Source organism: Herbaspirillum sp. WGmk3 (assembly GCF_023952535.1).
GTDB lineage: Bacteria > Pseudomonadota > Gammaproteobacteria > Burkholderiales > Burkholderiaceae_D > Herbaspirillum > Herbaspirillum huttiense.
The window spans coordinates 14,671-40,391 of the sequence record NZ_JAKYWT010000010.1 but is presented as its reverse complement, the minus strand read 5'-3'; the positions used below and the strand labels follow the sequence as shown (position 1 = coordinate 40,391).

General features: G+C 64.1%; 24 protein-coding genes. 18 read left to right on the top strand and 6 right to left on the bottom strand.

Features of this window, described 5'->3' with window-relative positions:
* Positions 1 to 62 precede the first annotated feature (62 nt).
* Positions 63 to 2,339, bottom strand: coding sequence for an NADP-dependent malic enzyme (locus tag MKD49_RS25270; RefSeq protein WP_209567743.1), 2,277 nt, complete (start codon positions 2,337 to 2,339; stop codon positions 63 to 65).
* A gap of 522 nt (positions 2,340 to 2,861) precedes the next feature.
* Here MKD49_RS25270 and MKD49_RS25265 point away from each other — a divergent pair.
* The 4 genes from MKD49_RS25265 (at position 2,862) to MKD49_RS25250 (ending at position 7,247) form a co-directional block, all read left to right on the top strand.
* Complete coding sequence (locus tag MKD49_RS25265; RefSeq protein ID WP_252697661.1) at positions 2,862 to 3,608, top strand: DUF2076 domain-containing protein; 747 nt, start codon at positions 2,862 to 2,864, stop codon at positions 3,606 to 3,608.
* A gap of 220 nt (positions 3,609 to 3,828) precedes the next feature.
* Positions 3,829 to 4,266 carry a MarR family winged helix-turn-helix transcriptional regulator gene (locus MKD49_RS25260; RefSeq protein WP_252697660.1) on the top strand — a complete coding sequence of 146 codons (438 nt, stop codon included), beginning with the start codon at positions 3,829 to 3,831 and terminating at the stop codon, positions 4,264 to 4,266.
* A 103-nt stretch (positions 4,267 to 4,369) separates the two neighbouring features.
* Positions 4,370 to 5,665, top strand: a complete 1,296-nt coding sequence (locus MKD49_RS25255) for an MFS transporter (protein WP_252697659.1) — start codon at positions 4,370 to 4,372, stop codon at positions 5,663 to 5,665.
* 160 nt (positions 5,666 to 5,825) lie between these two features.
* Complete coding sequence (locus MKD49_RS25250; protein ID WP_252697658.1) at positions 5,826 to 7,247, top strand: S1C family serine protease; 1,422 nt, start codon at positions 5,826 to 5,828, stop codon at positions 7,245 to 7,247.
* A gap of 35 nt (positions 7,248 to 7,282) precedes the next feature.
* On the opposite strand, the gene dkgB is transcribed toward MKD49_RS25250, so the two are convergent.
* Positions 7,283 to 8,092, bottom strand: a complete 810-nt coding sequence (gene dkgB, locus MKD49_RS25245; RefSeq protein ID WP_252697657.1) for a 2,5-didehydrogluconate reductase DkgB — start codon at positions 8,090 to 8,092, stop codon at positions 7,283 to 7,285.
* A gap of 342 nt (positions 8,093 to 8,434) precedes the next feature.
* Between dkgB and MKD49_RS25240 the strand changes: the two genes are divergently transcribed.
* The 4 genes from MKD49_RS25240 to MKD49_RS25225 all read left to right on the top strand — a co-directional run bounded on the left by MKD49_RS25240 (position 8,435) and on the right by MKD49_RS25225 (position 13,679).
* Positions 8,435 to 9,505: a LacI family DNA-binding transcriptional regulator gene (locus tag MKD49_RS25240; RefSeq protein WP_121044057.1), complete on the top strand. Its 1,071-nt coding sequence runs from the start codon at positions 8,435 to 8,437 to the stop codon at positions 9,503 to 9,505.
* A gap of 185 nt (positions 9,506 to 9,690) precedes the next feature.
* Positions 9,691 to 11,070, top strand: a complete 1,380-nt coding sequence (gudD, locus tag MKD49_RS25235; RefSeq protein ID WP_256497823.1) for a glucarate dehydratase — start codon at positions 9,691 to 9,693, stop codon at positions 11,068 to 11,070.
* A gap of 113 nt (positions 11,071 to 11,183) precedes the next feature.
* On the top strand, positions 11,184 to 12,539 hold the full coding sequence (locus tag MKD49_RS25230) for an MFS transporter (RefSeq protein ID WP_252697656.1): 1,356 nt from the start codon (positions 11,184 to 11,186) through the stop codon (positions 12,537 to 12,539).
* Positions 12,540 to 12,755: 216 nt separating this feature from the next.
* Positions 12,756 to 13,679 carry a DedA family protein/thiosulfate sulfurtransferase GlpE gene (locus MKD49_RS25225; protein ID WP_134137116.1) on the top strand — a complete coding sequence of 308 codons (924 nt, stop codon included), beginning with the start codon at positions 12,756 to 12,758 and terminating at the stop codon, positions 13,677 to 13,679.
* On the opposite strand, the gene MKD49_RS25220 is transcribed toward MKD49_RS25225, so the two are convergent.
* Positions 13,661 to 14,047, bottom strand: coding sequence for an OsmC family protein (locus tag MKD49_RS25220; RefSeq protein ID WP_088755225.1), 387 nt, complete (start codon positions 14,045 to 14,047; stop codon positions 13,661 to 13,663). The two genes, MKD49_RS25225 and MKD49_RS25220, sit on opposite strands and share 19 nt — an antisense overlap.
* Before the next feature lie 53 nt (positions 14,048 to 14,100).
* A complete protein-coding gene (locus MKD49_RS25215; protein WP_252697655.1) occupies positions 14,101 to 14,892 on the bottom strand; it encodes an IclR family transcriptional regulator in 792 nt (263 codons plus the stop codon).
* A gap of 344 nt (positions 14,893 to 15,236) precedes the next feature.
* Here MKD49_RS25215 and MKD49_RS25210 point away from each other — a divergent pair, with 344 nt between their 5' ends.
* From MKD49_RS25210 to MKD49_RS25195, 4 genes are all read left to right on the top strand, one after another.
* A complete protein-coding gene (locus MKD49_RS25210; protein ID WP_252697654.1) occupies positions 15,237 to 16,004 on the top strand; it encodes an ABC transporter substrate-binding protein in 768 nt (255 codons plus the stop codon).
* 93 nt (positions 16,005 to 16,097) lie between these two features.
* Positions 16,098 to 16,754 (top strand): amino acid ABC transporter permease, encoded by a 657-nt coding sequence (locus tag MKD49_RS25205; RefSeq protein ID WP_252697653.1) that lies wholly within the window; start codon positions 16,098 to 16,100, stop codon positions 16,752 to 16,754.
* Positions 16,751 to 17,479, top strand: coding sequence for an amino acid ABC transporter ATP-binding protein (locus MKD49_RS25200; protein ID WP_252697652.1), 729 nt, complete (start codon positions 16,751 to 16,753; stop codon positions 17,477 to 17,479). Before MKD49_RS25205 ends, MKD49_RS25200 begins: the two co-directional genes overlap by 4 nt.
* A 16-nt stretch (positions 17,480 to 17,495) precedes the next feature.
* A complete protein-coding gene (locus MKD49_RS25195) occupies positions 17,496 to 18,788 on the top strand; it encodes an FAD-binding oxidoreductase (protein ID WP_252697651.1) in 1,293 nt (430 codons plus the stop codon).
* A gap of 83 nt (positions 18,789 to 18,871) precedes the next feature.
* Here MKD49_RS25195 and sodB read toward each other — a convergent pair whose 3' ends face one another.
* Both sodB and xseA read right to left on the bottom strand, forming a co-directional pair.
* Positions 18,872 to 19,450 carry a superoxide dismutase [Fe] gene (gene sodB, locus MKD49_RS25190; protein WP_252697650.1) on the bottom strand — a complete coding sequence of 193 codons (579 nt, stop codon included), beginning with the start codon at positions 19,448 to 19,450 and terminating at the stop codon, positions 18,872 to 18,874.
* A gap of 337 nt (positions 19,451 to 19,787) precedes the next feature.
* Positions 19,788 to 21,191, bottom strand: a complete 1,404-nt coding sequence (xseA, locus tag MKD49_RS25185) for an exodeoxyribonuclease VII large subunit (RefSeq protein ID WP_252697649.1) — start codon at positions 21,189 to 21,191, stop codon at positions 19,788 to 19,790.
* 172 nt (positions 21,192 to 21,363) lie between these two features.
* Between xseA and MKD49_RS25180 the strand changes: the two genes are divergently transcribed.
* The 6 genes from MKD49_RS25180 (at position 21,364) to adk (ending at position 25,542) form a co-directional block, all read left to right on the top strand.
* Positions 21,364 to 21,969: a MotA/TolQ/ExbB proton channel family protein gene (locus MKD49_RS25180; RefSeq protein WP_034339345.1), complete on the top strand. Its 606-nt coding sequence runs from the start codon at positions 21,364 to 21,366 to the stop codon at positions 21,967 to 21,969.
* A gap of 21 nt (positions 21,970 to 21,990) precedes the next feature.
* Complete coding sequence (locus MKD49_RS25175; RefSeq protein WP_034339343.1) at positions 21,991 to 22,419, top strand: biopolymer transporter ExbD; 429 nt, start codon at positions 21,991 to 21,993, stop codon at positions 22,417 to 22,419.
* Positions 22,420 to 22,532: 113 nt separating this feature from the next.
* Positions 22,533 to 23,561: a tetraacyldisaccharide 4'-kinase gene (gene lpxK / locus MKD49_RS25170; RefSeq protein ID WP_209579469.1), complete on the top strand. Its 1,029-nt coding sequence runs from the start codon at positions 22,533 to 22,535 to the stop codon at positions 23,559 to 23,561.
* Positions 23,542 to 23,730 carry a Trm112 family protein gene (locus MKD49_RS25165; protein WP_034339340.1) on the top strand — a complete coding sequence of 63 codons (189 nt, stop codon included), beginning with the start codon at positions 23,542 to 23,544 and terminating at the stop codon, positions 23,728 to 23,730. Before lpxK ends, MKD49_RS25165 begins: the two co-directional genes overlap by 20 nt.
* Before the next feature lie 56 nt (positions 23,731 to 23,786).
* On the top strand, positions 23,787 to 24,602 hold the full coding sequence (kdsB, locus tag MKD49_RS25160; RefSeq protein WP_209531984.1) for a 3-deoxy-manno-octulosonate cytidylyltransferase: 816 nt from the start codon (positions 23,787 to 23,789) through the stop codon (positions 24,600 to 24,602).
* Positions 24,603 to 24,885: 283 nt separating this feature from the next.
* Positions 24,886 to 25,542: an adenylate kinase gene (gene adk / locus MKD49_RS25155; RefSeq protein ID WP_034339334.1), complete on the top strand. Its 657-nt coding sequence runs from the start codon at positions 24,886 to 24,888 to the stop codon at positions 25,540 to 25,542.
* The last annotated feature ends 179 nt before the right edge of the window (positions 25,543 to 25,721 follow it).

Sequence of the window (25,721 nt, the reverse complement as noted above, 5' to 3'; positions counted from 1 at the left end):
GCCCAAAGAAAACGCCCCGCCGTCTCACGACAGCGGGGCGTTGTTCATGCTGCCTGCGGGACTCAGGCCTTGGACTTGCCGTCCTGTGCCTTGGCCGCTGCCAGCGCGGTCATGTTGATGACACGGCGCACGGTGCTCGACGGGGTCAGCACGTGCACGGGAGCCGCCGCACCCAGCAGGATGGGGCCGATGGTGGTGCCCTGGCCGCTGCTGGTCTTCAAGACGTTGAAGAGGATGTTGGCGGCATCCAGGTTGGGGCAGACCAGCACGTTGGCCGCACCGGTGAGGCCGCTGTCGGCCAGGCCCGCATTGTTGCGGATCTTTTCCGACAGGGCGGCGTCGCCGTGCAGTTCACCGGCGGATTCGACCTCCGGTGCCAGCTTCTTGAAGGCTTCATGCGCGGCGGCCATCTTGCGGGCCGAAGGACGCGAGGAGCTGCCATGGTTGGAGTGCGACAGGAAGGCCACCTTCGGCGGCACACCAAAGCGCGCCACTTCTTCGGCGGCAGCCTTGGCGATGCGCGCCAGCTGCTCGGCGTCCGGGGTGTCGTTGACGTAGGTGTCGGTGATGAAGAGCGTCTGTTCCGGCAGCAGCACCGCGTTCAGGGCGGCGAATTCCTGCGCGCCGTCCTTCAGGCCAATCACCTTTTCCACATGGGCCAGGTGGCCGTCGTAATTGCCATCCAGGCCGCACAGCATGGCGTCGGCGTCACCGGCCTTGACCATCAGCGCCGCCAGCAGGCTGCCGCTGGCGCGCACGTCGGCTTCGCTGCCGTCCTTGTACTGGGCGGCGTATTGCGCCACGCGGGCGTCGCTGGCCGGGTCGATCACTTGCACGTTCTGGCCGATCTTGATGCGCAGGCCGGCCTTCTTGATGCCGGCTTCGATGGCGGCGGGCTGGCCGACCAGGATCGGTGCGGCCAGGCCTTCGTCGGCCACGAACTGCACGGCGCGCAGCACGCGCTCATCCTGGCCATCGGCGTAGACCACGCGTTGCGGCGCGACTTTGGCGGTGTTGAAGACGGGCTGCATGAACATGCCGGTCTGGTAGATGAAGCGGGTCAGTTCTTCACGGTAGGCGGCGTAGTCCTTGATGGGACGGGTCGCCACGCCGGACTCGGCGGCCGCCTTGGCCACGGCCGGGGCGATCTTGAGGATCAGGCGCGAATCGAACGGGGTCGGGATCAGGTAGTCGGCACCGAACACCAGTTCCTTGCCGGGATAGGCGGCGCTGACTTCGGCGCTGGTCTCGGCCTTGGCCAGGTCGGCGATCTCGCGCACGCAGGCCAGTTTCATGGCTTCGGTGATCTTGGTGGCACCGCAGTCCAGCGCGCCACGGAAGATGTAGGGGAAGCACAGCACGTTGTTGACCTGGTTCGGGTAGTCCGAACGGCCGGTGGCGATGATGCAGTCCGGACGCACCGACTTGGCCAGCTCGGGGCGGATTTCCGGTTCCGGGTTGGCCAGCGCCAGGATGATGGGCTTGTCGGCCATGGTCTTGACCATCTCGGCGGTCAGCACGCCAGGGGCCGAGCAGCCCAGGAAGACGTCGGCGCCATTGACCACGTCGGCCAGGGTGCGCGCTTCGGTCTTGATGGCGTAGCGCTGCTTGGAGGCGTCCAGTCCACCGGGGCGGCCTTCGTAGATGACGCCCTTGCTGTCGACCATGTAGACGTTCTCGCGCTTCACACCCAGGCCGATCATCACTTCCACGCAGGCGATGGCGGCTGCGCCCGCGCCGGAGACGGCGATCTTGACGGCGCCGATGTCCTTGCCGACCAGTTCCAGGCCGTTCAGCAGGGCGGCCGAGGAGATGATGGCGGTACCGTGCTGGTCATCGTGGAAGACCGGGATGTTCATGCGGGCCGAGAGCTTCTGTTCGATGTAGAAGCATTCCGGGGCCTTGATGTCTTCCAGGTTGATGCCGCCCAGGGTCGGCTCCAGTGCGGCGATGATCTCGACCAGCTTGTCCGGGTCGTTCTCGGCCAGTTCGATGTCGAACACGTCGACGCCGGCAAATTTCTTGAACAGGCAGCCCTTGCCTTCCATCACCGGCTTGGAGGCCAGCGGACCGATGTTGCCCAGGCCCAGCACGGCGGTGCCGTTGCTGATGACGGCCACCAGGTTGCCGCGCGAGGTGTAGTCGAAGGCCTTCAGCGGGTCGGCTTCGATGTCCAGGCAGGGATAGGCCACGCCCGGCGAATAGGCCAGCGACAGGTCGCGCTGGTTAGACAGCGGCTTGGTGGGGCGGACTTCGATCTTGCCGCGCGACGGGGTGCGGTGGTATTCGCGGGCGGCGTCACGCAGGAGTTGCTCGGCGGCAGAAATTTGTTGGGTCATGGTCTGGTTGAGGGATGAAAAACGGTCTTGAAAAAGCGGTCTGCGCAACGACTTGCGTTGCTGCGGCCAGCTTGTACTGTTCTGGTTTCCTGGTCTTGAATGCGGCGGGCCGATCGGGAAGGATGGTGTTTCTCGTCGGTCCGGAGTGGGGTACGGAAAGCGGCCTCCAGTGATGGTGGCCGATAGTCCGCGCCTGCCTCCGCCTGCTCCGGGCTTGTGGCCGCCGGAACGGGTGCGGGGAGGGGGATATTACCTAAAAATTCACGCTTCGGGTTTTTTGCGGCGATGCCGTTTGATATCAAGGGGGCGCCGGTGGCTGTTACAAGCTGTTTCCAAGTTGACGATTGTTGACACAAATCTGCAAGCAAGGCGCGCGCATAATGCCATTGAGCCTGCTGATGAGTCTGGTGCCGGTCATCGGTGGGAGCGGTTGGACGCGTTGTGTCTACAGTCTGCGTTTCAATCGCGATTCAAGCGTGTTCATCGTTTTTTTGATTTTTCATTTTCGTCGGGAGCGTCATCATGAGTCCGCAAGAAACCCAAGCCCTTCAGGATTTTCTCCAGCAACTGACGCAGGTGCAGGGCATCAGCAAGGATGCCCAGGCCGATGCCATGATCCAGGCGGCGGTGGCGCGCCAGCCCGATGCGGCGTATCTGCTGGTGCAACGGGCCTTGTTGATGGAACAGGCCCTCAACGCGACCAAGGCCCAGGTGGCGGCCCTGCAGAACCAGGTGCAGTCGTTGCAGGCCAATGCTGCAGGTGGCGCGCGGAGCTCGGGCTTTCTCGATGGCAACGCCTGGGGCAATGCGCCCGCGGCAGCCTCGGCACGTCCGCAGCCTGCGGCCCCGGCTTATATGCCGGCCCCTGCACAGCCCTATCCCGCGCCCCAGCAGGCCGTGCCTGCCTATCAGGCAGCCCCGCAGGCCGCGCCTTCGTCCGGCTTCTTTGGCGGCGGCATGGGCAGCATGCTCGGCACCGTGGCGGCGACCGCAGCGGGCGTGGCCGGTGGCGCCTTCCTGTATCAAGGCATCGAGCACCTGTTCAACGGCAACAGCGGGTCGGGACTGGCGCACCAGAACGGCCTGAGCGCGCCGGTGGAAAATATCGAGAACACTACCGTCAACAACTATTACGGCAATGATGGGGATCGCAAATCGGATTTCGCCAGCAATGACAGTGGCAGCGACTCCGGTAGCAGCAGCGATCTTGCCGATCTGAGCAATTTCGATGTGGATGACGGCGGGGGATACGACGATACCCTGGTGTAAGCCGCAATCCCCCTCGGAGAAGCCTGCGCGAGCAGGCTTTTTTTACGCCCCGCTGTTGCGCACGCGCATTCCCGTGCCGTGGAGATGCCCTGGCCTCGCTTGACTTCATGCCGTGTGCTCCCTATGATGTGCATACATCGATGCATATGCATTGTTTTGTGCGATCCCCGGCGCGGCCTCGTTGACGCCGGATTGTCACCCCTCGCCAACCGGATTCCCCATGAGCAAGGACATCTGCACCTGCGCCCCCCTGCGTCGTCTCACCCGCAGGATCACCATCATCTATGACCATCACCTGCAGGACAGCGAACTGAGCATCACGCAGTATTCGTTGTTGAGCCGCATCGGCCGCAAGGGACCGATCGCCAACATCGTGCTGGCGCAGGACATGGGCATGGACCGCAGCACCCTGAGCCGCACCCTGAAACCCCTGGTGGCCGCCGGCTGGATCGAGACCGTCGACCTGCCCGACGATGCCCAGCTGGACAAGCGCTCCTTCGCCCTGCAACTCTCCCGCACCGGCCGCGCCAAGCTGGAGGAAGCCCGGCCGCGCTGGCGGCGTGCCCAGGACGAGATCGACCGCCGTCTCGGTCCCAAGCTCGCGCGCGAATTCAATGACCTCATCGAAGACGCCTATGCCCGCCTGCAGGACGCGTGACGCGCCAGCAGGCCCGGTTTAAGGGTGCAATGAACCTTGCTTCACCCGACGATTCGCTCCCACCCATCCAACAAGCTCGCACTGCCCTCCCGACAGGATCGCCATGAACAAACTGACCCAATCGCTGGCCAACGCCGTCACGCCCCGCTTCCACTATGCCTGGGTGGTGGTGGGCGTGATCTTCCTCGTGCTGCTGTGTTCGGCCGGCATCCGCGCCACGCCTTCGGTGATGATCCTGCCGCTGGAGCAGGAGTTCGGCTGGAACCGCTCCACCATCTCGGTGGTGATCTCGGTCAACATCGCCTTGTATGGCCTGATCGGGCCGTTCTCGGCGGCAGCCATGCAGCGCTTCGGCATCCGCCGCGTGGTGCTGGGGGCGCTGGTGCTGCTGGCCAGCGGCACGGCCCTCTCGACCCTCATGCACATGCCCTGGCACATGCTGCTGTCGTGGGGTTTGCTGGTCGGTGCCGGTACCGGCGTGGCGGCCAACACCCTTGGCGCGACCATCGTCAGCCGCTGGTTCGAGACCCGGCGCGGCCTGGCCATGGGATTGCTGACGGCCAGTGCGGCTACCGGGCAGATGGTGTTCCTGCCGTTGATGGCCTCCATGGTGGGCAGCTACGGCTGGCGCTCGGTGGCTTTCCTGGTGTCGGCGGTGGCGCTGCTGGCCATTCCGCTGGTATGGCTGCTGCTGCCGGAAGGCCCGGCGGCCATCGGCCAGAAGATGCTCGGCCAGACCAGCGAGACCGCCGATGATGGCCGCTCCAGGCGCAATCCGTTGGCCATCGCCTTCGATGCGTTGCGCACGTCGGTGCGCATGCCGGACTTCTGGCTGCTGTTCATGAGCTTCTTCGTCTGCGGGCTCTCCACCAATGGCTACATCGGCACGCAGTTCATCGCCATGTGCAATGACTACGGCATCAATGAAGTCAAAGGCGCTTCCATCCTGGCGGCCATGGGCATGCTGGACCTGGTCGGTACCACGCTCTCGGGCTGGCTCTCGGACCGCTACAATCCGCGCGTGCTGCTGTTCTGGTATTACGGCCTGCGCGGACTGGCGCTGATCTTCCTGCCGTATGCCTTCGGCTTGCAGTATTACGGACTGGCCATCTTCGCCATCTTCTATGGCCTGGACTGGATCGCCACCGTGCCGCCGACCGTGCGCCTGGCCAATGACGTCTTCGGCCGCCTGGCCGCGCCCATCGTGTTCGGCTGGATCGTGGCCGGGCACCAGCTCGGCGCCGCTACTGCCACCACGGTGGCCGGCTACATGCGGGCGACGCTGGGCAACTACACGCTGTCGTCGATCATGATGGGCGTGGCCTGTCTGATCGGCGCGGTGCTGGTGTTGCGCATCAAGGGACATCCGGGAGCGCAGCCGCAACCGGCCAGCGCGTAAATCATTTCACCTGTGTCTTTTGGAGAAGGCCAGCTTTCTTGTGGAAGCTGGCCTTTTTTTCCTATATCGGGCATTTGGGACAATCGCGGAGACCGTCGGCAGCATGCCAGAATGCGCTCTTTCGCCAGCCGGGGCGCTGGCCCATTTTCCTAGCTCGATGATGAACAAGACTCTCCGGCTGCTCCTGCAGCGCCGTCTGGCGCGGCTGCCTCTTCAGCTCGCGCTGTTCGCTTGCACTCTCTCCCTGATGCGTGGCGTGCAGGCCGCCGAAGCCCTCATGCCCGCCGTTGAAGACAAGACCCCGCTGCTGATGCCGCGGCAAGCCGCCGCGCGGCCAGCCTACCTGGCGGCTGCGCAGCGCCGCTTCGAGCAGGGCAGCCAGGGCAACCAGATCATCGGGCAACTGCAGGGCGGGCTGTTCTGTACCCGCAGGAACGAGATCGTCTGGAACCAGAACAGTGCCGAAGTGATGTTGCCGACCAATGCGCTGTTCCTGCGCTTTCGCAGCGAGCTGCAGCAGCACGGTTATCCGGTGCCGGCGTCCGCGGCCGAACCGCTGTTCCGGGAACAAGACGCTGCCCGCGAACGCGCCCGGCCGGCCGACTTCAACCTCCAGGTAGGCGTGATCATCAGCCAGTTCCAGACCAATCTCTGCGCCAAGGGCGGCGACAGCTGGACCGGCGAGGCCTATCTCCGCCTGGAATGGCAGGTGTTTGCGCCGGAGCAGCGCAAGGTGATCTATCGCGGCATGAGCGAAGGCGTATTCCGTTCGCGTGAGCGCAGTCTTGATGGCAGCGTGCCGCCGATTCCGATGGAAGCCTTCGGCGCGGCGGTACGCAATCTGCTGGCCGATCCCCGCTTCGCGCTGGCGCTGCAATCGCCCTATGACAGCGTGGCCGCGGCTGCAATTGGCGGTGCCGGCAGCGACGTTGCGCGCGCACCGGAGGCCATGCCGGCAGGCAGCCCGCTGGCCATCGACAACCAGCCCGCCGAACGGGGCAATGGCGAAATTGCCAGGGTGATGCCGGAGTTGCGTTCGGCGGTGGTCACGGTGCTGACCGAGCGCGGCTCCGGTACCGGTTTCTACATCGGCAGTTCCGGCTGGCTGCTGACGAACCAGCATGTGATCGGGCAGGCGCGCGCGGTGCGGGTGCGCCTGCCGACTGGACGAGAACTGCTTGCTGAAGTCGTGCGGGTGGATGCGGCGCGTGACATTGCGCTGCTCAAGACCGAAGCGCCGGGTGTGCGGCCAATGCCGCTGCGCATGGGCGAGCCGGGCATCGGCGAGGATGTGTATGCGCTGGGTTCTCCGCTGGGCGATGCCTTCAATACCACGCTCACGCGCGGCATCCTCAGTGGCGTGCGCAAGGTGCGCGATCTGGATTTCCTGCAGAGCGATGTGGCGATCCTGCCGGGCAGCAGCGGCGGTCCCTTGCTGGACAAGTCAGGCCAGGTGATCGGCATCACCGTGGCCGGGCTGGGGGCCAAGGGACTGGCCGGGATGAACTTCTTCATCCCGGTCGGCAGTGCCATCGAGCGCCTGCAATTGCAGTTGCAGAACCGCGATCAGCGCAAGCCCTGATCCGTTCTGCTGCTGCACGCAGCGGGCAGCAGCGTTCAATCCCACTGCGGCGCAAATCCCGGATTGGCAAGCCGCTCGCCGCGGTCGAGCGCAGCGATGGCCTGCATCTCCGCCTCGGAGAGCGTCAACCGTTGCGCCTGCAAATTGGCGGCCAGGTTCTCGCGTCGCGTCGACGAGGGGATCACCGCAAAGCCCTGCTGCAGCGACCAGGCCAGCGCCACTTGTGCGGCCGACACTCCATGGCGGGCGGCGATCTCCAGCAGCGTCGCGTCCTCCATCACCTTGCCATACGCCAGCGGCATGTAGGCTGTCAGGTGGATGCCCTTGGCACGGGCAAAATCGATCACCTTGCGGTTCTGCAGGAAGGGATGGATCTCGACCTGATTGGTGGCAATGGCTTCCGTACCGACGGCGGCGATGGCCTGCTCCATGTGCGCGATGGTGAAGTTGGAAATGCCGATCAGGCGCGTGAGCCCCTGTGCCTTGGCCTCGGCCAGTGCCTGAAGGTAGTCGGCCACCGGCAGTTCATTCTGGGGAGAAGGCCAATGGATCAGCGTCAGGTCGACCTGATCGAGGCGCAGCTTGTGCAGGCTTTCCTTGAGACTGGGGAGGAGCTTGTCGCGGGAGAGGTTCTCGGTCCAGATCTTGGTGGTCACGAAGAGATCATCGCGGGCCACGCCGCTGTCGGCCATGGCTTGGCCGACTTCGGCTTCGTTGCCGTAGATCTGCGCGGTATCGATGTGGCGATAGCCGAGGTCCAGGCCGTTGCGGACCGAATCGATGACCTGCTGGTCCTTGAGACGGAAGGTGCCCAGGCCCAGGGCGGGGAGGGTGGAGGTGTGCATGACTTGTCCTTTGCGTTGATGATGAGGCCCGGCAGGCCAGTGCTGCCGGGGCGATCAGGATCAGAGCGATTGAGTATCGGACAATTCCTTTTTCGCTTGAAGTGCCGCACGGACAAATCATTGTTGAATTCAAGTCAATAATGCATGCGCGGCATTTGCCGGTCTGCCTCGCTCTTCCCGGCGACGGGTGAGGCGATGCGCATCGTCCACTGCGTCTTTCCGAGACGCTGTCCGAGGCAACTGCCAAAGCTGACGCCCAGCTTGCCAGCTTGGTAACGCTACCAGCCGCAATGCTAGAATGCCGCCATGTCCGAAAAGCGTATGCCTCCTCCAGATTCTCCGATGCAAATCACCAGTGCCGAGCGCGACGACGACAGCGCCGAACCGCGCCGCCGTGCTGCCCGCAAGAGCGCCGGTGGCATCACGCTGCGCGATGTGGCGCAGCTGGCGGGCGTGGCACCGATCACCGCATCGCGTGCGCTCAATACACCGTCGGCAGTCTCGCCCAAGGTCTTGCAGAAGGTGCGTGAGGCGGTCGAGAAAACCGGTTACGTGCCCAACCTGCTGGCCGGCGGACTGGCCTCCAACAAGAGCCGCTTGGTGGCGGTGGTGGTGCCGACCGTCATCGGTCCGGTGTTCCAGGAAATCGTCCATACCCTCACTGAAACATTGGCCGCGGCCGGCTACCAGGTCATGCTGGGCCAGAGCGGCTACGAGAACTCGCGCGAAGATGCGCTGCTGGAAGCCATCATCGGGCGCCGTCCCGATGGCGTGGTGCTGACCGGCATCATGCGCTCGGCAGAAGCGCGCAAGCGGCTGCTGGCCAGCGGTATCCCGGTGGTGGAGACCTGGGACCTGACACCGACCCCCATCGACATGCTGGTGGGCTTCTCGCACGAAGCCATCGGCCGCGAGGTGGCGCGCTACCTGCATGCGCGCGGACGCCGCAAGGTGGCCGTGGTGGGCGGACGCGATGAGCGCAGCCAGCGGCGCATGAATGCCTTCGCGCAGGAGTGCGCGGCGCTGGGCATGCAGCAGGGCAGGGGCGAGGTTCCCATGTATCACGTCGTCGCCCCGACTACGCTGGGGCAAGGCCGCCAAGGCTTGGCCGAACTGCTGCAGGCGCAGCCTGATCTGGATGCCATCTTCTGCAGCTCCGACCTGCTGGCGCTGGGCGTGATGATCGAAGCGCAGAGCCGCGGCATCGCCATTCCCGGCCAACTGGCCGTGGTCGGTTTCGGCGATCTGGAATTCTCGCGCGACCTGCAGCCGCGTCTGACCACGGTGCGCATCGATGGCACCGGCATCGGGCAGCGCGCCGCGCGCTTCATCATCGAGCGCGCCTCGGGCAGCGAGGTGAGCGAGCGTATTGTCGATGTCGGCTTCTCCATCATCGCGCGCGACAGCGCCTGAGTTTTCGCCGAAGCGCCTCATCTTTCCTGATCTTTCCTCATCCTTCCTGATGTGCTGATGCCTTGAGGCAATCAACGCTTCCCCATTGACAGTCAAAATTGGTACCGCTACCATGCATTCAATTCAAATTTGGTACCGCTACCAATTTGCAGTCTGATCGTTTCCGTTTCCGGAGAAAACCCGCCATGACCCAGAACCCAGCTTCCGCATCGTCCCCGACATCGTCGCCATCCCAGCACAAGGGCGCGCCGCGCGTGACCGACATGCGCGTCATCCCGGTGGCCGGGCATGACAGCATGCTCTTGAACCTCTCGGGGGCGCATGGCCCGTATTTCACGCGCAATATCGTCATCCTCACCGACAGTGCCGGCAACACCGGCGTGGGCGAAGTGCCGGGCGGGGAGGGTATCCGCCAGACGCTCGACGATGCGCGCTCGCTGGTGGTGGGCCAGTCCATCGGCAATGTGCAGGCCATCCTCAATCGTGCGCGTACCGCTTTCGCCGACCGCGATGTGGGTGGACGCGGCCTGCAGACCTTTGACCTGCGCATCGCCATCCACGCCGTCACCGCGCTGGAGGCGGCCCTGCTGGATCTGCTGGGCAAGTTCCTCGACGTGCCGGTGGCGGCCTTGCTGGGCGAGGGCCAGCAGCGCGATGAGGTGGAGATGCTGGGGTATCTGTTCTACGTGGCCGATCGCCGCAAGACTGACCTGCCGTACCTGGCCGCGGCGGATGCGGACGATGACTGGCTGCGCCTGCGCCATGAAGCCGCGCTCACGCCGGAGGCGGTGGTGCGCCTGGCCGAGGCGGCCTATGCGCGTTACGGCTTCAATGACTTCAAGCTCAAGGGGGGCGTGATGCGCGGCGAGGAGGAGATCGCCGCCGTCACCGCCCTGGCCGAGCGCTTCCCCAAGGCACGCATCACGCTCGATCCGAATGGTGGCTGGCTGCTCAAGGATGCCATTCGCCTGTGCCGCGACCGGCATGATGTGCTGGCCTATGCGGAAGATCCCTGTGGTGCTGAGGATGGCTACTCGGGCCGCGAAGTGATGGCCGAATTCCGCCGTGCCACCGGCCTGCAGACCGCTACCAACATGGTGGCGACCGATTGGCGCCAGATGGGCCATGCGATCTCGCTGCAATCGGTGGATATCCCGCTGGCCGATCCGCATTTCTGGACCATGCAGGGTTCGGTGCGGGTGGCGCAGATGTGCCATGAATGGGGGCTGACCTGGGGTTCGCATTCGAACAACCACTTCGATATTTCTCTGGCCATGTTCACTCACGTGGCCGCGGCCGCACCCGGGAAGATCACCGCCATCGATACCCACTGGATCTGGCAGGACGGCCAGCGTCTCACGCGTGAACCGCTGCAGATCGTCGGCGGCAAGGTCAAGGTGCCGGCCAGGCCGGGGCTGGGCGTGGAGCTGGATATGGAGCAGGTCGAGGCGGCGCACCAGACTTACCGCAACATGGGACTGGGCGCGCGCGATGATGCGGTGGCCATGCAATACCTGATCCCTGGCTGGAAATTCGATCCCAAGAAACCTTGCCTGGTGCGTTGAGCAAGGGTCTTCATCTTTTTTGACGAGGCTGCGAGAAGAGCGCGATCGACGCGCCGGCGGCCTGCACTTTCTTTCATCAACCGGCAGTACGGGCTCAACCGAGGAGACAACCCGTGAATCCATCCCAGTCCTCCCCCGCAGCGAACCAGGTCCTCACCTCGGCGGTGAGCAAGATCAAGTGGCGCATCCTGCCGCTGTTCGTGGCCATGTTCATCATCAACTACATCGACCGCGTCAACATCGGTTTCGTGCGCAGTCATCTCGCGACCGATCTCGGCATCGGCGCAGCAGCCTTTGGCCTGGGCGCGGGGCTGTTCTTCGTCGGCTATGCCATCTTCGAAGTCCCTTCCAACATGCTGCTGCAACGCTATGGGGCCCGCGCCTGGCTCACGCGGATCATGTTCACCTGGGGCCTGGTGGCGGCTTGCATGGCCTTCGTGCATAGCGAGACCAGCTTTTATTTCATGCGGTTTTTGCTGGGCGTGACCGAGGCTGGTTTCTTCCCCGGCGTGGTGTATTACTTCACGCAATGGCTGCCCAACCATGAGCGTGGCCGGGCGATGGCCGTTTTCCTGTCGGGGTCGGCAATTGCGTCGATTCTCTCTGGTCCGATCACCGGTGCGCTGCTGTTGATTGAAGGTGGCGGACTGCATGGCTGGCAATGGATGTTCCTCATCGAGGGCGGTGCGTCGATGCTGTTCTGCGTGGTAGTGTGGAAGGTGCTGGACTCCACGCCGCGCGATGCCAGGTGGCTCTCGCCGGAACAACGCGAGGCGCTGGCCACGGTCATCGCGGCCGAACAGGAGCAGCGTGCCGCCAATCGTCCAGCGCACGTATCGGCGCTGACCTTGTTGCGTGACCCGCAGATCGTGCTGTTCTGCCTGATTTATTTCGCCATCCAGCTGACCATTTATGGCGCTACTTTCTGGCTGCCGACCATCATCAAGAAGATGGGCCATTTCAATGATTTCCAGGTCGGCCTGTTCAACTCGATTCCGTGGATTGTGGCGATTGCGGCGATGTATGTCTTTGCCGTGCTGGCCGCGCGCTACAAGAAGCCGCAGTTCTGGGTGGCGACCACACTGGTGATTTCGGCCATCGGCATGGCGGTCTCGGCTTCGGCCGGTCCGGTGATCGGCTTCGTGGCGGTGTGCTTTGCCGGCATCGGTTTCAAGGCGGCTTCGTCCTTGTTCTGGCCCATTCCGCAGGCTTATCTGGACGCGCGCATTGCGGCAGCGGTGCTGGCGCTGATCAATTCGCTGGGCAACCTGGGCGGCTTCTTCGCACCGGCTACCTTCGGTTACCTGGAGCAGAAGACCGGTTCCATCCAGGGCGGCTTGTATGCATTGTCGGCGGCTTCGCTGGTGGCGGCAGTGCTGGTATTTCTGGCACGGACCCGGCCGTCGGTGCAGGGCGGCGGCGGCTCGGCTGAAGGCCGCACAGAACCGGCGGCCAAGCACGCGGTGTGAGCACGGCGCGCGATTGATTTCTCCGAGGTCTTCCTCGTTTGCGTCCGCCCGCCCGTGATCTCACGGTGCGCCGGGCGCATTTTTACGCGGGTGGAGCGCGCCGGTTTTGTCCAAGCAGAGGGGCCGGCCACACGCCTATAATGGCAGCCTGCACTCCGCCATCACGGCGGAACAGTCGTCGCCTCCCAGGCGGCGAGACATCAAGGCAGCCCGTCCATGGACACCCTCTACCACCTGATCGAGCAATACGGTCTGATCCTCGTTTTCGTCAACGTGCTGGTCGAGCAGCTGGGCGCGCCGGTGCCGGCCTATCCCACGCTGATCATCACCGGTGCGCTCTCGGCGACCGGACGCTACTCGCCGGCGCTGTTGCTGCTGCTGGCGGTGAGTGCGGCGCTCATTGCCGACTATTGCTGGTATCTCGCCGGCCGCCGCTACGGCCGCCAGATCATGTCGCGCCTGTGCCGTATTTCGCTCTCGCCGGACTCCTGTGTGCGCCAGACCGAATCGATCTACCTGCGCTGGGGCGCGCGTTCGCTCTTGCTGGCCAAGTTCATTCCGGGCTTCGCCTCGATTGCCAGTGCGCTCTCCGGCACCATGGGCACGCGCCGCATCAGCTTCCTGCTGTGGGATGCGGCGGGCAGCGCCCTGTGGGCGGGACTGGGGATTTTCCTCGGTTCGCTCTTCAGCTCGGCCGTGGATGACCTGCTCAATGTGCTGGCGCAACTGGGCCATTACGGCATGCTCATGATTGCCGTGGCGCTGGCAGCCTTCGTGGCCAACAAATGGTGGCAGCGCCGGCGTTTCCGCAAGTCGCTGGAGATGGCGCGTATTTCAGTGGATGAATTGAATACCATGCTCGAAGAGGGCAATGCGCCCACCATCATCGATGTGCGTTCGCCGATGTCGCAGCAGGATGGCCGCATTCCGGGTGCGGTCACGATTTCCAACCAGGAGATCCAGACCTTCGTCTTCGATGGTCCCGTCGAGGGTGAGGTGGTGGTGTATTGCGCCTGTCCCAACGAGGCCTCGGCGGCCATGGTGGCGCGCCAGCTGATGCGGCGCGGCTATACCCGCGTGCGGCCGCTCACGGGCGGCATCGATGCCTGGCGCGCCGCAGGTTACGCCATCGATGTCTGAATCGCGGTGCCCTGGCGGATGGTCTTGGTGACCGGGGTCTTTTCGCAGATCTCGGCCAGGCGCGTGAGCTGTTCTTGCGACAGGGCATTGCCGAAGCTGATCTTGCGGGTGATGGTTTCCAGGCCGCTGTCGTCGCGCCCGAAGTGGGCGTCCACCGAGATGCTGCCCAGGTCCCAGCCCTTGCGGTCGGCGTACATACGCAGCGTGAGCGAGGTGCAAGAGGCCAGCGCGGCCAGCAGCAATTCATAGGGCGCGGGGCCGGTGTCCTTGCCGCCATTGCTTTCGGGTTCGTCGGACTTGAGCTGGTGGATACGCGCCTTGATGTCCTGGGCGTAGCCGGCGGCGTTGTGCAGGGTGACGTGGGCCATGAGGGTCTCCGTTGGGCAAGTGATCAATGTGACCGGTGATTGTGTCACAAGGCTCACACCAGCGTGCGTACCGAATTGGAAATGGCGCGCGCGCATTCCAGCACCAGGGGACCCAGCTTCTTCTCGGCATCTTCCACATTCCAGCGGCTGGTCGGTGCAACCACATGAACCGACGCCACCGGCCGGCGCTCGCTGTTGAACACCGGGGCGGCGATGGTCATGTCCCCCAGGAACAGTTCTTCCCGGTTGCTCGCAAAGCCGCGTTCACGGCTGCTCTCCAGCAACTGCATGATGTCTTCCACGTGGGTCCGGGTATGCGGCGTGTGCTGCGTGCGCTCGCTGGCGGCCAGGATGGCGCGTGCCTCGGCAGGGTCGAGGCCGCTCAGGTAGGCGCGGCCGGAAGCCGTGCAGTACATCGGGATGCGGCTGCCGATGGGCATGTGGATGGGGATGAATTTGCTGGCCACGAAGCGCGCCACATAGACCATCTCGCAGTCGTAGGGCTCGGTCAGGTTGACGGTCTCACCGGTGATGTTGGCCAGCTCCGAGAGAAACGGGTTGGCCACGTCCACCAGGATGTCGGCGGCCAGATAGTTGTATCCCACCTCCATGACCTTGGGCGTGAGCTGGTAGCGGCGCGTCTTGGGATGCTTGCAGACATACCCCAGCATTTCCAGCGTATGCACCATGCGCTGAGCCGAACTCTTGGACATGCCGGTGGCGCTGGCCACGTCGCCCAGCGTCATCGTGCGGTGCTGGGCATCGAAGGCGCGCAGCACTGCAAGCCCCTTTTCCAGTGATTGATTGAACAGCAGGTCCGAGGCGGTCTGGTCGGGCTCGTTCATGCGCGCTCCTGGAAGAGTGAAGTGGGAAAAGAGTAATCGCTCTGATTTTACGATAATTTGGTCAATGCGTATCGAATATCGATACATAAATATCTATTGACGATTCATGTAAATTAAATATACTTATTTCAACGCGTCATATTGATATGCATGCCGCGCATCGAGGCCATACCGGGCAGTCTGATGCGAGGCCGCTTCGGGTGTTGCAGCATCCGGTTCCGAGAGGGGCCGCCGCAGTCCTTGCAGGTCCACGCACCGCCGAGGGGTTTTGCACCGTCGCGCGGACTTCCAGCCGTCCATCCTGATCGCGCCTGGTCGCGGTCTCGCGCCAAAGGGGAAGTTGTATGAAGCCATTCCATTGCCTGTTCAAACACCTGCTGGGCAGCGTTGCCCTGGCCGCCACGCTGGGTGCCGCGCCCGCCATGGCGCAGTCGAGCTACAACGTGGGGGCGACCTCCACCGGTGTGCCGTTCACCTTCCTCGACATCAAGACCAACAAGCTGCAGGGCATGATGGTCGATACCGTCACCGCCGTGGGCAGCAAGGCCGGTTTTGCGGTCAACATCCAGCAAACACCTTTTTCTGCGCTGATCCCTTCGCTGACCGGAAACAAGATCGACATCATTGCCGCAGCGATGTTGAAGACCGAGGCGCGCGCCCAGATCGTCGATTTCAGCGATCCGGTCTATTCGTATGGTGAGGGTCTGTTCGTCAATGTCCAGGACACCAAGAGCTACAAGACCCTCGATGATCTCAAGGGCGAGATCGTCGGTGCACAGGTGGGCACCGTCTTTGTGGATGCCCTGAACAAGAAGGGTGGCTTCAAGGAAGTGAAGACCTATGATTCGGTGGCCGACATGATGCGTGACGTCGGCCTGGGCCGCATCAAGGCTGGCTTTGGCGACCGTCCCATCGTGGCTTACCAGCTGTCGCAGGGTGCCAATCCACAGGTGCGCCTGGTCAAGGAATACCAGTCCACGCTCATGGGTGACGTCTGCCTGGTCATCCGCAAGGGGGACCCCAAGCTCATGGAACGCTTGAACAAGGCCATTGCCGAGCTCAAGGCCGATGGCACGCTGGCACGCATCGTGGAGCAGTGGAAGCTGAACTGATCCGGGCGTCCACCGTTTTCATCCTCCGCCAAGAGGCGCCGCTCCACCGGCGCCTTGCCGGCCCGCTCCCCTACCTGCCTCCCTTCTGCGCCCATGCTTGTGCAAACCGTGCTGGACTTCCTGCCCATCCTCCTCAAGGGAGCGCTGGTCACCGTCGAAGTCACGATCCTCTCCTTCCTGCTCAGTTCGGTGATCGGACTGCTGCTGGCCCTCATGAAGGTCTCGCGCCTGAAGCCAGTGGCACTGGCTGGCGCCACCGTCATCAACATCATCCGCGGGCTGCCGATCATCGTGCAGCTGTTCTACATTTACTTCGTGCTGCCTGACATTGGCATCCAGCTCTCGGCCTTCCAGGCGGGTGTGGTCGGTTTGGGCATCGCCTATTCGGCCTATCAGGCGGAGAACTTCCGCGCCGGTATCGAGGCAGTGGATGTGGGGCAGATCGAGGCGGCGCAGTCGATCGGCATGCGCGGGCCGCTCATCATGCGCCGCGTGATCCTGCCGCAGGCCTTCCGCATCGCCTTGCCGCCTTATGGCAATACGCTGGTGATGATGCTCAAGGACTCCTCACTGGTGTCCACCATCACGGTGCTGGAAATGACGCGTGCCGGCCAGATGATCGCCTCCAGCACCTTCCAGAACATGACGGTCTACACCACCGTGGCAGTGCTGTATCTGCTGTTGTCCCTGCCGCTGGTGTTCGTGATTCGCCGCCTGGAGATCCGTCACGGCAAGGGGAAGGCACGATGATCGAGGTCAAGCATATTTCGAAGTGCTTCGGGCAGCACGAAGTGCTCAAGGATGTTTCCCTGTCCGTGGCCGAGGGCGAGGTCGTCTGCCTGATCGGACCGTCCGGCTCGGGCAAGTCCACGGTACTGCGTTGCATCAACGCACTGGAGTCCTACGAGCGCGGCGATATCTTCATCGACGGCCAGCGCGTCGACCGCGATGGTCCCGACATCCATCGCTTGCGCACCCGCGTGGGGATGGTGTTCCAGCGCTTCAACCTGTTCCCGCATCGCACGGTGCTGGAAAACGTCACCGAGGGGCCGGTCTTCGTCAATGGCGTGCCGCGTGAGCAGGCGCGGGTACAGGCCATGGCGCTGCTGGACAAGGTGGGCCTGGCCGCGCGCTGCGATGCCTATCCTTCGCAGCTCTCCGGTGGCCAGCAGCAGCGCGTGGCCATTGCACGCTCGCTGGCCATGCAGCCCGAAGCGATCCTGTTCGACGAGCCGACCTCGGCGCTGGACCCCGAACTGGTGGGCGAGGTCCTGGCGGTGATGCGCACGCTGGCCGCCGATGGCATGACCATGATCGTGGTCACGCACGAGATGGGTTTTGCGCGCGAGGTGGCTGACCGCGTGTGCTTCCTGCACAGCGGCAGCATCGTCGAATCCGGCGCGGCAGCCCAGGTGCTGTCTGAACCGCAGCATGCGCGTACGCAGGATTTCCTGCGGCGCGTGATCGGCAAATGAGAGCGAGACCTGAGCCATGACACAGCAATCCAATGCGGCGTTTACGCCGTCCCTGTGGGCGGCCACCGGCGGCGATCCGCTGGAGACCCCGCCCCTGCAGGCCAGCGCGCGCTATGACGTGGCCATCGTTGGCGCCGGCTATACCGGGCTGTCCACTGCGCTGCACCTGGCCGAGGCCGGTGTGTCGGTGTGCGTGCTGGACGCCCGTGCGCCTGGCTGGGGGGCATCCGGCCGCAACGGCGGCCAGGTCATCCCCGGCCTCAAGTACGATCCCGACCAGTTGCGGGTCATGTTTGGCAGCGCCAAAGCCGATCCTTTGATTGCAGCCATTGGTTCGGCAGCCGACACGGTATTCGACCTGATCGGCCGTCACGGCATCGATTGTGAAGCACAGCGCTCCGGCTGGATCCAGCCCACGCATTCGCCCAAGGTGATGCGTGCGCTGGAAGCACGTGCGCAGCAGTGGATGGCTGAAGGCGCGCCGGCGCGGTTGATGGATGGGGCAGAAGTGGCGCGCCACATCGGCACCGGCGCCTATGTCGGCGGATGGAAGGATGAGCGGGCAGGCAGCCTGCATCCCCTGAAGTATTGCCGGGGCCTGGCGCAAGCGGCGCAGCGGCTGGGCGTGGCCATCCATGGCGGCACCCCCGTGGTGCGCCTGGAACGCCGCACCAACGGCTGGCACCTGCATGCCGCCCAGGGTCCCCATATCGACGCCGAGCGCGTGGTCCTGGCCACCAATGGCTATACCGATGACCTGTGGCCGCATCTGCGGCAATCGGTCATTGCCGCCAACAGTTTCATCGTCGCTACCCGGCCGCTGCCGCCAGCGCTGGGTGCAAGCATCTTGCCCGGGGGCGAGGTCACTTCGGATTCACGCCGCTTGCTGTTGTATTACCGGCGCGATGCAGAGGGCCGCCTGCTCATGGGCGGACGCGGCCCCTTCCGCGAGCCGCGCGGACCGGCCGATTTTGCCCACCTGGAACGCTCGGTGGCCCTGCTGTTTCCCCAACTGGCCGGGGTTGAGTTCGACTACCGCTGGTCAGGACGGGTGGCCATCACGCGCGACTTCCTGCCGCACGTACATGAACCCGCTGCCGGGCTGAGCATTGCATTGGGCTACAACGGCCGTGGCATCGCCATGGCCAGTACCATGGGACGCTGTCTGGCACAGCGCCTGACCGGTCAGGCGGGCAGCGTGTTTCCTTTCCCGGTGAGTACCATCCAGCCCATTCCGCTGCATGGCTTGCAGCGCTTCTACATTGCCGCAGGCGTGGCCTGGTACAGTGTGCTGGACCGTTTTTCCTGAACACTGCGGCCGTTGCGGCAGCTGCGCCAGACGAAAAAAAACCACGCTCACGCGTGGTTTTTTCTTGCCGGGAGGCAGGGTGATCAAGCGAAGTTCTTGGCCACGAAGTCCCAGTTGATGATGCCCCAGTAGTTCTCGACGTACTTGGCGCGTGCATTGCGGTAGTCGATGTAATACGCGTGTTCCCACACGTCCACGGTCAACAGCGGCTTGCTGTCGGTGGTCAGCGGGGTACCGGCGCCGGTGGTGTTGACGATGTCCAGGGAACCGTCAGCCTTCTTGACCAGCCAGGTCCAGCCGGAACCGAAGTTGGCCAGGCCTTGCTTGGTGAACTCGGCCTTGAAGGCGTCGAAAGTACCCCACTTGGCGTTGATGGCGTCAGCCAGCGCGCCGCTCGGAGCGCCTTGGCCCTTGGGGGTCAGGCCGTTCCAGTAGAAGGTGTGGTTCCACACCTGGGCAGCGTTGTTGAAGATGCCACCGGAAGATTTCTTGATGATCTCTTCCAGGGACAGGTGTTCGAATTCGGTACCCGGGATCAGGTTGTTCAGGTTGGTCACATAGGTCTGATGGTGCTTGCCATAGTGATATTCCAGGGTTTCCTTGGAAATCGTGGGCGCCAGCGCGTCCAGATCGTAAGGCAGTGCCGGAAGGGTATGTGCCATGATGAATCCTTTCAGTCTTGTTGGTTTGCTACGAAGGGGTCTTTTCCGAACCTGCGATTCTAAAGCGGAAGACAATTCTTTGCACTCGGTCAAATCTGGCGCACCTCAGTCGCACATCGGCCTCCAGTGCGGCAATGCGAATGGTTCCCAATGGGAGACGCCGGTCGCCGGCGCAGGCAAGACCGTAGATGCCAGTCCCCGCAAGACGTTCCAGCTCATCCACGCACTGGCTTCCGATGGTCCCACCCGTAATACGGCGCGCTGCGCTGTATTGCGCCGGAAAATGCTTATGCCAAAAAAGTCTGCCACAGCTGTCAAGCAGGGCGACAGCATCGCCTCAATCCAGCCGTGGCTGCACGCTGGCAATGCCGACCTCGGCACTGCCTTCGGCCAGGCGGATGGTGACCTCGCTGCGGGCGGCCAGCTCGGCCGGGGCGTGCAATACACGGCCCTGGCGGTCGCTGACGATGGCGTAGCCGCGCTCCAGCGTGCGCTGCGGATTGAGTAGTTCGAGCTGCGTACTCAGCCCCGCCAGCGCCTGCCGCTGGCGCAACTGCCGGGCGGCCTGCGCTCCTTGCAGGCGTCGCGTCAGGTCCAGCAGGTCGCGCCGGGCGTGGGCGGTGTCGGGAATCTGGTGCGACAGATGGGTGGCGAGTTGCTGCAGGCGATGGCGCATGCGGGTCAGCGGCACGCGGGTGGCGTGGGCGAGCCGGGTTTGCAGCGCGGCCAGCTTGACGCGCTCATGCTGTATATACGCACTCGGGTTGACCAGGCGGCGCGAGAGCCAGTCCACGGTCTGCGCTTTTTCGGTCAGGTTGCGGCGCAGGGCGCGCGTGAGGTCATTGGCGTGGCCGCGCAGTTCAGCCAGCCAGTCCTCGCGCGCATTGGCGGCCAGCTCGGCGGCCGCCGTGGGGGTGGGGGCACGCAGGTCGGCGGCGAAGTCGGCGATGGTGAAATCGGTTTCATGGCCGACACCGGAAATCACCGGCATGCTGGTCTCCACGATGGCGCGCGCCACCACTTCTTCATTGAAGGACCACAGGTCCTCAATGCTGCCGCCGCCACGGCACACCAGCAGCACATCGCATTCGGCGCGCGCGGAGGCGGTGCGGATGGCATTGGCGATGCGCTGGGCCGAGCCTTCGCCCTGCACGGGCGTGGCGTAGAGGATCACTTCCACATGCGGGGCGCGGCGACGCAGGGTGGTCAGCACATCGCGCAAAGCGGCGGCCTGTGGGCTGGTGACGATGCCGATGCGGCGCGGGAAGCCCGGCAGGGCGCGCTTGCGGTCGCGGTCGAACAGGCCTTCGCGTTCCAGTCTTTCCTTCAGCTGCACGAAGGCGGCGTAGAGGTCGCCCACGCCGGAGCGGCGGATGGCTTCCACGTTAAGCTGGTAATCCCCGCGCGGCGCGTAGAGCGTCACCAGGGTGCGCACTTCGACCTTGTCGCCTTCGCGCGGCATGAAGCCGGCGTATTGCGCGCGGCCCTTGAACATGACCGCACGCACCTGCGCCCCGTCATCCTTGAGGTTGAAATACCAGTGGCCGGAGGCCGCGCGGGTGAAATTGGAAATCTCGCCCTTGACCCAGATCAGCGGGAAATTGCGCTCCAGCATGCGCGCCACCGCCTGGTTCAGGCCGGAGACGGTCAGGATGGGTGGGCCGCCGTCGGTAGCGGCGGCCGGCATGGCCTCCGGACGCGGGCGGGCAGCGGGGAAGGGCGGGAACTTGTCGGCAGGCATGGGACGCGGGGACTCCAGGGGCGATACAATGCCGCATTGTAAAGCCAAGCTGGCTGCGCTTGCCGAGCCGCGCGCAACCGGCTACATTCTGCACCGCAGAAACGGGCGTGCCGGACAAGGGCCGCCGGCTGCACCAGATTCACCGCTCATCCGCATTTCTTAGGAGTACGTTTTGCTCGCCATCATCCTCGCCGCCGGCTGGCCGATCTGGCCCTTGCTGATCGCTTCCATCATCGGCCTGGCGCTGGTCATCGAAAGACTGGCCTACCTGCGCCGCGCACGCATCCTGCCGCCGGACCTGCTGGGCGAAGTGGTCCGGGTCTACCAGAGCGGACGCGTCAACGAGGACGTCATCGACAAGCTGGAACAGAATTCGCCGCTGGGCCAGGTGCTGGCCGCCGGCCTGCGCAACGTCGATGCCCCGCGCGAAGTGATGAAGGAAGCCATCGAGGAAGCCGGCCAGGCCGCCGCGCATCGCCTGGAACGCTTCCTGACCACGCTGGGTACGATCGCTTCGCTGGCGCCGCTCATGGGCCTCTTTGGCACCGTGGTCGGGATGATCGAGATCTTCGCCTCGCAGAACGCCGCCGGAACCAATCCGGCGCAGCTGGCGCACGGTATCTCCATTGCGCTCTACAACACCGGTTTCGGCCTGGCCATTGCGATGCCGGCGCTGGTGTTCTATCGCCACTTCCGCGCCCAGGTCGACGGCTTCGTGGTTGATATGGAGCAGCAGGCCGTCAAGTTCGTGGACATCGTCCACGATGTGCGCCGCTGATCCTGGACGACGGAGAACCGCATGAACTTCCGCAAGGGCCGTCCCCGCGAGGACCTGGAGATCAACCTGATCCCCTTCATCGACGTGCTGCTGGTGATCGTGATCTTCCTGATGGTGACCACCACCTACAGCAAGTTCACCGCCCTGCAGGTCACGTTGCCCACGGCCGATGCCCAGAAGGCGCTGGAACAGCCCTTCGAGATCAACATCGCCATCGACGCCAATGGCCGCTACGCCATCAACAACAAGCGCATCGCCGCGCGGGATGCGCAGGGGCTGTCGGAAGAGATGCAGGCTGCAGTGCGCAGCAGTGGCAGCAAGGCCGATCCGGTCATCATCATCAATGCCGACGCGCTGGCCACGCACCAGACCGTGGTCAACGTGATGGAGGCGGCACGCATGGCGGGTTATCCCAAGCTGACCTTCGCGGCGCAGTCGAGCAGCAAGTAGCCGGCTGCGAGCCGCACTGAAAATTTGCCAATAGCTTCACGTCATCCAGCAGCGATGGCGCGCCGGCCAGGTCCCGCCTGGCCCGCGTTTTTTTTATTCACTGGAACCCGAAAATGGCCGAATCCAGGCCCACTGCCGAAGCCATCCTGACCCGCGCCTGGCAACAGCGCGGTCCGCTGGCCTGCCTGCTGTGGCCGCTGTCGCTGCTCTTCGGCGCACTGGCGGCGCTGCGCCGCGCGCTCTTCGCGCTGGGCATCAAGCGCGCCGAACGGCTGCCGGTGCCGGTGATCGTGGTGGGCAACGTCTTCGTCGGCGGCACCGGCAAGACCCCGTTTGCGATCTGGCTCATCGAGGCCTTGCGTGCGGCAGGCCTGCATCCCGGCGTGATTTCGCGCGGCTATGGCGGCGGTGCCGGGCAGACGCTGGAGGTCACGGCCGATGCGGCGGCAGCCCAGGTGGGAGACGAACCCTTGCTGATCGTCCAGCGCACCGGCGTGCCGCTGGTGGTCGGACGGCGCCGGGCCGAGGCCGGGCGCGCCTTGCTGGCGGCGCATCCCGAGGTGGATGTGATCATTTCCGACGATGGTTTGCAGCATTACGCGCTGGCACGCGACATCGAGATCGTGCTGTCCGATGCACGCGGTGTCGGCAACGGCTGGCTGCTGCCGGCCGGACCGCTGCGGGAGCCGGCTTCGCGCCGACGGGATTTCTCGGTGGTCAATGTCGGCGCGCAGGGCAGCGCATCCGGCGGCGCGCATGCCATGCGGCTGCAGGCGGACCAGGCCGTGCAACTGGCCCCGCCCGCTGCGCACAAGCCGCTGGACCGGATGGGCGAGGGTGGCGTGCGGCTGGCGGCGGTGGCGGGGATTGGCAATCCCGGGCGGTTTTTTGCGACGCTGGAAGCGGCGGGTCTGTCCTTTGCGCGCCATCCCTTGCCCGACCATTTTGATTTCGCCATCGATCCTTTTGCAGGCCTTGCGGCCGATGTCATCCTGATCACGGAAAAGGATGCAGTAAAATGCAGGGCTATCGAGGCCATCCGAAACGACCCGCGCATCTGGGTCGTGCCTGTCTCGGCGCGCATTGACGGCGCGCTGGCTGAACATATAGTGGAGAAACTCCGTGAACGCCCGACTGCTTGATATCCTGGTTTGCCCCATCTGCAAGGGCCCGCTGGACTATGACAAAAAAGCCCAGGAACTGATCTGCAAGGCAGACAAGCTGGCTTATCCCATCCGCGATGGCATCCCCATCATGTGGGCCGATGAAGCGCGCGAATTGACGGCCGTGCCGGCAGCGCCTGCCGCCTGACGCGAGTCCCCGGTCTCTTGATTCCTGATTTCTGCCTTCCTGCTGCGGTTGATTCCATGACCTTTACCGTCATCATCCCTGCGCGCCTGGCTTCCACGCGCCTGCCCAACAAGCCGCTGGCCGACCTCGGCGGCAAGCCCATGATCGTGCGCGTGGCCGAGCGGGCCGCGCTGTCCGGGGCCACCCGCATCATCGTGGCCACCGACCACCACGACATCCACGCCGCCTGCGAGCAGCATGGCATCGAAGTGGCCATGACCCGCGCCGATCACCCCTCCGGCACCGACCGCATCGCCGAAGTGGCCGCCGCGCTGGGGCTCACCGAGGATGAGGTGGTGGTCAACGTGCAGGGCGATGAACCCCTGATCGATCCGGGCCTGATTGCTGCCACCGCCGCCCACATCAAGGACGGCGTACCCATGGCCACGGCCGCGCACGCCATCGGGACTGCCGAGGATGCCTTCAATCCCAACGTGGTCAAGGTAGTGCTCAACAAGGACGGCTGCGCCATGTATTTCTCGCGCGCCACCATTCCCTGGCATCGCGATGCTTTTGCCAAGTCACGTGAGTCGTTGCCTGATGCCAGCGGTCCGGATCACGCCAATGAGTACGTGCCGCTGCGCCATATCGGCCTGTACGCCTACAGCAACCGCTTCCTGCAGCTCTACCCGACGCTGGCCCCGGCCCCGCTGGAACGCATCGAGGCGCTGGAGCAATTGCGCGTGCTGTGGCATGGCCACGCCATTGCCGTGCACGTGACCTCGATGGTGCCCGAAGCCGGGGTGGATACCCCCGAAGACCTGTTGCGCGTGCGCAAGCATTTTGAGGCGCCGCCGGACAGCCCGCTGGTGCAGACCATCTCCGCGCTCTGATCGCTCGTCGGCGCGGCAGGCATGATCCGCCGCAAGGCGGTGCGGATCGGCTTGCTGTAAGTTCCATGTCAAGCTGACACGACACAATCAGAGTCCGGAGACTGCTTAAAAATCAGGCGTTTGTCATGGTTCGGTAAGATTTTGTGGTAAGTTTCGTCCCAGAGCTGATGCAAACGGCGCGCAAACAAGCTGCATAACCGTCCAGATGGTAGCGATCCTCTGCCATCACGTCGCAAAAGAATTCAAGCATTCATATTCAGAAACCCTCAATTTAGGAAACGACATGCGCCTCATCCTTTTAGGAGCGCCTGGTGCCGGTAAAGGCACGCAAGCCACTTTTATCAAGGAAAAATTCAACATTCCGCAGATCTCTACCGGCGACATGCTGCGCGCGGCCGTGGCTGCGGGCACCGAGCTTGGCATCGCTGCCAAGAAGGTGATGGATGCGGGCGGTCTGGTTTCCGACGACATCATCATTGGCCTGGTCAAGGATCGCCTGAAACAGGCTGACTGTGCCAATGGCTACCTCTTCGACGGCTTCCCGCGCACCACGCGCCAGGCCGATGCGATGAAGGAAGCCGGCGTGGCCATCGACTACGTGCTGGAAATCGACGTGCCCGACAGCGCCATCGTCGAGCGCATGAGCGGCCGCCGCGTGCACCCGGGTTCGGGCCGCACCTATCACGTCAAGTTCAACCCGCCCAAGGTAGAAGGCAAGGATGACCTGACCGGCGAGGCGCTGATCCAGCGTGACGACGACAAGGAAGAAACCGTCAAGAAGCGTCTGGCCGTGTATCACGAGCAGACCGAAGTGCTGGTGGGCTACTACGGTGACTGGGCCAAGTCGGGCCAGCCGGGTGCGCCGAAGTATCGCAAGATCGCCGGCGTCGGTCCGGTGGAAGAAATCAGGGATCGTGCATTTGCCGCCCTGGCGGAGTAAAGTGAAGCGGACTTCGGTCCGCTTTTTTTATGCTGTCGCTGCTGAGGCAGTCAGCACGGCAGTAAGCCAAAAACTAAGTAAACCGATCACCGGCAGTGACGCCCGCCCGAGGGCGTAGCACCGGCGGCCCGGCATGACAGAACAACTCCAATAAAAAAGGGCGACGCAATTTGCAGGCG

Excerpts from the sequence above, each read along its gene's own strand:
- MKD49_RS25270 (WP_209567743.1), bottom strand. The coding sequence starts at position 2,339 with ATGACCCAACAAATTTCTGCCGCCGAGCAACTCCTGCGTGACGCCGCC.
- MKD49_RS25265 (WP_252697661.1), top strand. The coding sequence starts at position 2,862 with ATGAGTCCGCAAGAAACCCAAGCCCTTCAGGATTTTCTCCAGCAACTG.
- MKD49_RS25260 (WP_252697660.1), top strand. The coding sequence starts at position 3,829 with ATGAGCAAGGACATCTGCACCTGCGCCCCCCTGCGTCGTCTCACCCGC.
- MKD49_RS25255 (WP_252697659.1), top strand. The coding sequence starts at position 4,370 with ATGAACAAACTGACCCAATCGCTGGCCAACGCCGTCACGCCCCGCTTC.
- MKD49_RS25250 (WP_252697658.1), top strand. The coding sequence starts at position 5,826 with ATGAACAAGACTCTCCGGCTGCTCCTGCAGCGCCGTCTGGCGCGGCTG.
- dkgB (WP_252697657.1), bottom strand. The coding sequence starts at position 8,092 with ATGCACACCTCCACCCTCCCCGCCCTGGGCCTGGGCACCTTCCGTCTC.
- MKD49_RS25240 (WP_121044057.1), top strand. The coding sequence starts at position 8,435 with ATGCAAATCACCAGTGCCGAGCGCGACGACGACAGCGCCGAACCGCGC.
- gudD (WP_256497823.1), top strand. The coding sequence starts at position 9,691 with ATGACCCAGAACCCAGCTTCCGCATCGTCCCCGACATCGTCGCCATCC.
- MKD49_RS25225 (WP_134137116.1), top strand. The coding sequence starts at position 12,756 with ATGGACACCCTCTACCACCTGATCGAGCAATACGGTCTGATCCTCGTT.
- MKD49_RS25220 (WP_088755225.1), bottom strand. The coding sequence starts at position 14,047 with ATGGCCCACGTCACCCTGCACAACGCCGCCGGCTACGCCCAGGACATC.
- MKD49_RS25215 (WP_252697655.1), bottom strand. The coding sequence starts at position 14,892 with ATGAACGAGCCCGACCAGACCGCCTCGGACCTGCTGTTCAATCAATCA.
- MKD49_RS25210 (WP_252697654.1), top strand. The coding sequence starts at position 15,237 with ATGAAGCCATTCCATTGCCTGTTCAAACACCTGCTGGGCAGCGTTGCC.
- MKD49_RS25205 (WP_252697653.1), top strand. The coding sequence starts at position 16,098 with ATGCTTGTGCAAACCGTGCTGGACTTCCTGCCCATCCTCCTCAAGGGA.
- MKD49_RS25200 (WP_252697652.1), top strand. The coding sequence starts at position 16,751 with ATGATCGAGGTCAAGCATATTTCGAAGTGCTTCGGGCAGCACGAAGTG.
- MKD49_RS25195 (WP_252697651.1), top strand. The coding sequence starts at position 17,496 with ATGACACAGCAATCCAATGCGGCGTTTACGCCGTCCCTGTGGGCGGCC.
- sodB (WP_252697650.1), bottom strand. The coding sequence starts at position 19,450 with ATGGCACATACCCTTCCGGCACTGCCTTACGATCTGGACGCGCTGGCG.
- xseA (WP_252697649.1), bottom strand. The coding sequence starts at position 21,191 with ATGCCTGCCGACAAGTTCCCGCCCTTCCCCGCTGCCCGCCCGCGTCCG.
- MKD49_RS25175 (WP_034339343.1), top strand. The coding sequence starts at position 21,991 with ATGAACTTCCGCAAGGGCCGTCCCCGCGAGGACCTGGAGATCAACCTG.
- lpxK (WP_209579469.1), top strand. The coding sequence starts at position 22,533 with ATGGCCGAATCCAGGCCCACTGCCGAAGCCATCCTGACCCGCGCCTGG.
- kdsB (WP_209531984.1), top strand. The coding sequence starts at position 23,787 with ATGACCTTTACCGTCATCATCCCTGCGCGCCTGGCTTCCACGCGCCTG.
- adk (WP_034339334.1), top strand. The coding sequence starts at position 24,886 with ATGCGCCTCATCCTTTTAGGAGCGCCTGGTGCCGGTAAAGGCACGCAA.